We start from the raw sequence: 5,023 nt of genomic DNA on the forward strand, positions 1-5,023 counted from the left end.
GACGCCCGCAAACGACGCACCACGGCATAGCCGAAAACAGCAACCGTCAAGCATGTGGTGGGACAGCGGTGTCAAGCATCTCCCGGGACAGGACATGCTTCGCTTCGACGGTTCGGCGACAACTTTCTCTACAGGGTCAAGGGCTCGCTTCGCTCGCCTCGGGACCGCCCGCCCGCTTTGCGGCCTGGCGGGCTTGCGCGTGCGGCCTTGGGGGCCGTTCGCGCCCGCCACCGCACACGGGCAGGCGGCCCCGACGAGCGACAGTCCATCCGTGTAGTGATCAATCAGCCCGTACTCGTAGCCAGTCGACGCGCCCAGGTGGGTCGCGGTCGCGGTCGCGCTCAACGGGGGTCATGACTGCCTCCTGAGAGATCTCCGAGGCCATGCTCGGCCGTTCCCGCAACCCGCGACCTACACGTATTCGAGCTGATCACGTGAGGTGTCGTCGGTCGCGAGACGGGTCGCGGTGCCGGAACCGGTCGCAGATGAGTCGCGACCCGACGACGTCTCTTCTTAGGAGAGCTGCCGCCCCGCTTCCGGTGCTCGGGCCTTGGCGGCCCTGTGCTCCGGGTCGGGTTGCCATCGAGCACCCGGGTACCGCCAGGTGATCGTACAGCCGTCCAATTGAGGGGAGGTACGGCAGCGCGGGATGTTGGACCCTCCAGCCACGCGGAAGGCTGAAGATCAACCGCGCTGCCGCACCCGGCCATGAGGACGCGGTGATCCGGAGACGGGGGCATCCCCTCCTCTGCGCTTCAAGGGGACACACCGCACCACCGCGCCCCGTCTAAGGGACGGTCAGCCACGCATCGGGTGCGACACCGACCGAGGCCCGTTCCGGGCGTTGGATCAAGATCAGGTCGTCGGCGGGGACGTGCACCATGATCGAAGCGGACCCGAAGCCGCACCAGGCCCACACCACTCGCTCACAGACGCGCGCGTCGCTGGGAGCCTGCCTCAGCACCCGTTCCATCTCGATGACGGAGCCCCACAGGTGCCAGCGGTTCCACAGGTGCCAGAACGGTCTGTCCGCATGCTTTCGACGTCGAGCGGATAGCGGCCTGATGTGGTGCGGCGCGTCCTCGGGGACCCGCACGAACGCCAGGCTGTCCCCCATTCGTAGGTCCGTCGCGGCGATGATCACAGAACCTCCGTGATCAGCTCGGACAGCGGCTGCGCCGCTCGGAGGTCGGCGTACCGGAAGGCGATACGGCGGGCAGCCCAGACAGGTTCTATCGCCGGGTGCCATGCGTAGACGACGCGTCTCCTGATGGCATCCCATCCCGCGCGCCACCAGAAGCGCTCACCGTCGCACCACACGACCAGGCCGACCCATACCGAGATCAAGGCGAGGCCGTAGCCGTCGTGGACGTCGGCGGCTATTCCATGCTCTGCGAGAGCGGAGGCCAGCCGTTCCGCATCACCGAGGGGAGGAGGGATGCCACCGGGCGAGGCGACCGGCAGCGTGTGCTGTGGGGGTGCGCTCATGGGGCGATCATCACGTGGGGCATGTCCGCAGGTGAACGCCGTAGCACTGAGGGTGCTGTGGATATTCTCGTCAGGAATATCGGTGCCGCCGCACTTGGCGGCCTAACCTAACGTTGTGACCCAGACACAAGGCCATCTACCGCCTCAGTTCTGGTCTACGCCCGCCGTAGCCGCCGCTCTGGCCGAGTGCGACATACCGGCCATCCTCGCCGAGATACGGCAGGCGAACGAATGGACACAGGCCGAACTGGCCGAGACGGTCGGCTACTCCCAGAGCTGGGTGTCCAAGGTGCTACGCGGTCGCCAACCGCTCACCGTGGACCAGGTGCGAGAGATATCCATCCGAATCGGGGTCCCGCTTCATCTGCTCCGGTTCGGTGCCCGAGGAGATGACGATCCGACGAAGCGCAGAGAATTCGGCAAGGCGGTGGCTCTGACCGCACTCGCGGGTGTGGCACTGCCCAAACGCGCGGAGGTGGACGAGACCACCGCGCCGACCTTGACCAGCATCACCGGTGCACAGCGCCGCTTGGAAGCCAACACCCCGGCTCGCGAACTGGCCAGGGGAGCGATGGCCCACGTCGATCTGGCGAGCCGCATCCTCAGCCGTGCGTCCCGCTCCCACTTCGCAGGTGACATCCGAGCAGGGCTGAGCGAGGCCGCCGGGTTCGCCGCGTGGGTACACGCCGACATGCACGACACCGGCACCGCCCGTACCTACTACCGCCTGGCCATCGACAGCGCCCGCCAGGCCGGGCATTCGCTGCTCGCTGGCTACATGATCGGCAGCCTGGCAGCGTTCGAGATCGACGCCGATGACCCCACGCTGGCCCTGGGGCTGCTCGCCCACGCGCGAAAGGAACTCAGCGAGCGACCACCTGCCACCGCGCGCGCTTGGATGTCCAGCATCGAGGCTCTCGGCCACGCAAGCGCCCACGACGCGCCCTCGGCTCTCATGGCGTTGCGGATGGCGGAGGCAGCGGTGACGGCCAGCGAACGAGCTACCGCGCCGCCGTGGCCGTGGGTGTTCCCGTTCGACCACGCCAAACTCGCGGGCTATCGAGCCCTGGTCATGGTACGGCTGGACCGTCCTGAGGAGGCCGTGGCCGCGTTCGCCGAGTCGCTGTCATCTGCCCAGCCCGCCGCCAAGCAACGCGGTGTGCTGATGACCGAGATCGCGACCGCCAAGGCCCTGTCCGGGCACCATGACGAGGCGTTCCATCTGGCGTCCAACGCCCTCACCGTGGGGATCACCTATGGTTCGGAACGGGTGATCCATCGCGCCAGGCGCTTCCGTAGGACCTACAACGGTCCGAAGACGGCGAGTGTGCGCGCGTTCGACGAACGTCTGCAGGCCACGCTCCTCTAGGAGGGTCATGATCCGCATCGCTGTCTCCGGCCATCGCGGCCTACCGTCCCAGACCGTCACGCTGATCGACGACGCGATACGCAAGGCCCTGGCCGAGCACGCTCCCGCGATCACCGGCCTGTCCTGCCTGGCGGACGGGGCTGACCAGATCTTCGCCCGCGCAGTCCTCGATCTCGGCGGCGTCCTGGAGGCTGTGGTCCCAGCCGAGCAGTACCGAGACGGTCTACCGGTCGAGGCCCACCCGGAGTATGACGCGCTGGCGAGCCGCGCCGTCCAGGTTCATCGGCTGAAGTTCGTCGAGTCCACGTCCGAATCCCACATGGTCGCCAGCCGTCGCATGCTCGACCACGCTGACGAACTGTTCGCCGTCTGGGACGGCAAGCCTGCCCGAGGCTACGGCGGAACCGCTGACGTGGTGGCAGAGGCACGGCGGCGAGGGGTGCGCATCCGGGTCATCTGGCCCGAAGGAGCTCAACGCGACTGAGCGCCTCTAGCCTCTAGACCGCTGGTCTGGGCGGACACGAGCCTCTAGAGGCACCTCTAGACCTAGATGTGCCATCTCATGAGGTTGGTTACGGCATTGGCTGCGAGGGGGCGTCCTTGCGCGCTCTTCTCCTTCGACACCTGGGTGGGCCGCGTGCTCCGATGCGGGATGCGTCGGTTTGTAAATGAACCACCATTTACTAATGTACTGTGGTCAGCCGAGGAAGGAGGAACCCCATGCCACGGCCACGTACCACCAGCGATACCGACATCCTTGCCGCCACCGCACGCGCCATCGGCGCCCACGGTCCGGGCAGACTCACCTTGGCGCACGTCGGCACCGAGGCGGGAATTTCTCCGGCGACGCTGTCGCAACGCTTCGGGTCCAAACGGAGCCTGCTGCTGGCGTTCGCCGCGGACGCCGCCGCGACAGCCGCCGCGCCCTACCACCGGGCGCGGGTCGCACACGACTCCCCCCTGGCTGCCCTGCACGCCGCCGCCCAAGAGGTCGCCGGCCAGATATCCACACCTGAACAGATGGCCAACCATCTCGGCATGCTGCAGCTCGACCTGACCGACCCCGAGTTCCGCTTCCATGCGGCCCGGTACACCCACGCGGTCGACACGGCACTGCGAGAGCTACTCGCCGACGCCGTCACGCAAGGCGAGCTCCCACCTGACACAGACGTGCCGCGCCTGGCCCGCGCCGTCAAGATCACCACCGACGGCTCTCTGCTGCGGTGGGCACTCACGGGCGACGGCGATCCCGCCGCCCTGCTCCACGACGACCTCGACCACCTACTACGGAGGACCGCATGACCTTCACCGCCACCGTCTTCATCGGCACCAGCCTCGACGGCTACATCGCCCGTCCCGACAACGACATCGAATGGCTGACCTCGCGCGGCGAGAAGGCCGGCGACTTGGGCTTCCACGCCTTCTTCGACTCCGTCGACGCCGTGATCATGGGTCGCAACACCTACGCCAAGGTACTCACCTTCGGCGAGGAGAACTGGCACTACGGTGATCGCCACGTCGGCGTGCTGAGCACCACCCTTCCCGAGGATGCCGACCCGCGCATCACGGTTTACCGCGACACCGACGGCGCCATCGCCGACCTCGACAAACGCGGGGTCAAGCACGTGTACCCCGACGGCGGACGACTCATCCAGAGCTTCATCCATGCCGGACGCATCGACCACTTCATCATCGGTGTCGCCCCGGTCCTGATCGGCGCAGGCCACCGGCTCTTCGGCGAACTGACCCAGGACATCCCGCTTCACCTGGACTCGGTCGCCAACCTCGGCGGCGGCTTCGCGGAGCTGCGCTACACCGTGGAGAAGTAGTGGCGCATCCCTAGTAACCGGGAGTTGAGGAGCGCCGGGGCAGATGTCCTGACTCAGCAGCTCGCGGTCAGCTCGGCCGCAGGGTCCGCGCCGGGGTAGGTGAAAGCCGCCTGTCCCGGCTTGCCGCGAATCACTCGGACCCGGGGCAGCGACTTCCGGATCTCCGTCGAACGGCGGCTGGAACCAGTGGGCCTCCAACCGCTCCAGCCCACTCTTGATGACTACTTCGTGGAACCAACGTCCTGAGAGTGCGTTACGCGAGCCTCTGCCCGTGATGCCGCAGTGTGATCGAGGGGATTTGTAGCGTTACCGCCAATAGGCGGGTCCGGGTGTGCTG

Annotated in this window: 6 protein-coding genes; 4 read left to right on the forward strand and 2 right to left on the reverse strand. The window is 67.2% G+C overall.

Annotated features, from left to right (window positions below; translation table 11 throughout):
• Positions 1 to 787: 787 nt before the first annotated feature.
• Together AB0B45_RS51215 and AB0B45_RS51220 are read right to left on the reverse strand one after the other, a co-directional pair.
• Entirely contained in the window at positions 788 to 1,144 is a 357-nt protein-coding gene (locus AB0B45_RS51215) for a hypothetical protein (RefSeq protein ID WP_358146302.1), read from the reverse strand.
• A complete protein-coding gene (locus AB0B45_RS51220; RefSeq protein WP_358146304.1) occupies positions 1,141 to 1,488 on the reverse strand; it encodes a hypothetical protein in 348 nt (115 codons plus the stop codon). The genes AB0B45_RS51215 and AB0B45_RS51220 overlap by 4 nt, the downstream gene beginning before the upstream one ends.
• 115 nt (positions 1,489 to 1,603) lie before the next feature.
• On the opposite strand from AB0B45_RS51220, the gene AB0B45_RS51225 reads away from it, so the two are divergent.
• The 4 genes from AB0B45_RS51225 (at position 1,604) to AB0B45_RS51240 (ending at position 4,686) form a co-directional block, all read left to right on the forward strand.
• Positions 1,604 to 2,857, forward strand: a complete 1,254-nt coding sequence (locus tag AB0B45_RS51225) for a helix-turn-helix transcriptional regulator (RefSeq protein ID WP_358146306.1) — start codon at positions 1,604 to 1,606, stop codon at positions 2,855 to 2,857.
• A gap of 7 nt (positions 2,858 to 2,864) precedes the next feature.
• A complete protein-coding gene (locus tag AB0B45_RS51230) occupies positions 2,865 to 3,341 on the forward strand; it encodes a hypothetical protein (RefSeq protein WP_358146308.1) in 477 nt (158 codons plus the stop codon).
• Positions 3,342 to 3,577: 236 nt separating this feature from the next.
• A complete protein-coding gene (locus tag AB0B45_RS51235) occupies positions 3,578 to 4,159 on the forward strand; it encodes a helix-turn-helix domain-containing protein (protein ID WP_358146310.1) in 582 nt (193 codons plus the stop codon).
• Positions 4,156 to 4,686: a dihydrofolate reductase family protein gene (locus tag AB0B45_RS51240; RefSeq protein ID WP_358146311.1), complete on the forward strand. Its 531-nt coding sequence runs from the start codon at positions 4,156 to 4,158 to the stop codon at positions 4,684 to 4,686. The genes AB0B45_RS51235 and AB0B45_RS51240 overlap by 4 nt, the downstream gene beginning before the upstream one ends.
• The last annotated feature ends 337 nt before the right edge of the window (positions 4,687 to 5,023 follow it).

The organism is Nonomuraea sp. NPDC049152, assembly GCF_040648355.1.
Taxonomy (GTDB): domain Bacteria; phylum Actinomycetota; class Actinomycetes; order Streptosporangiales; family Streptosporangiaceae; genus Nonomuraea.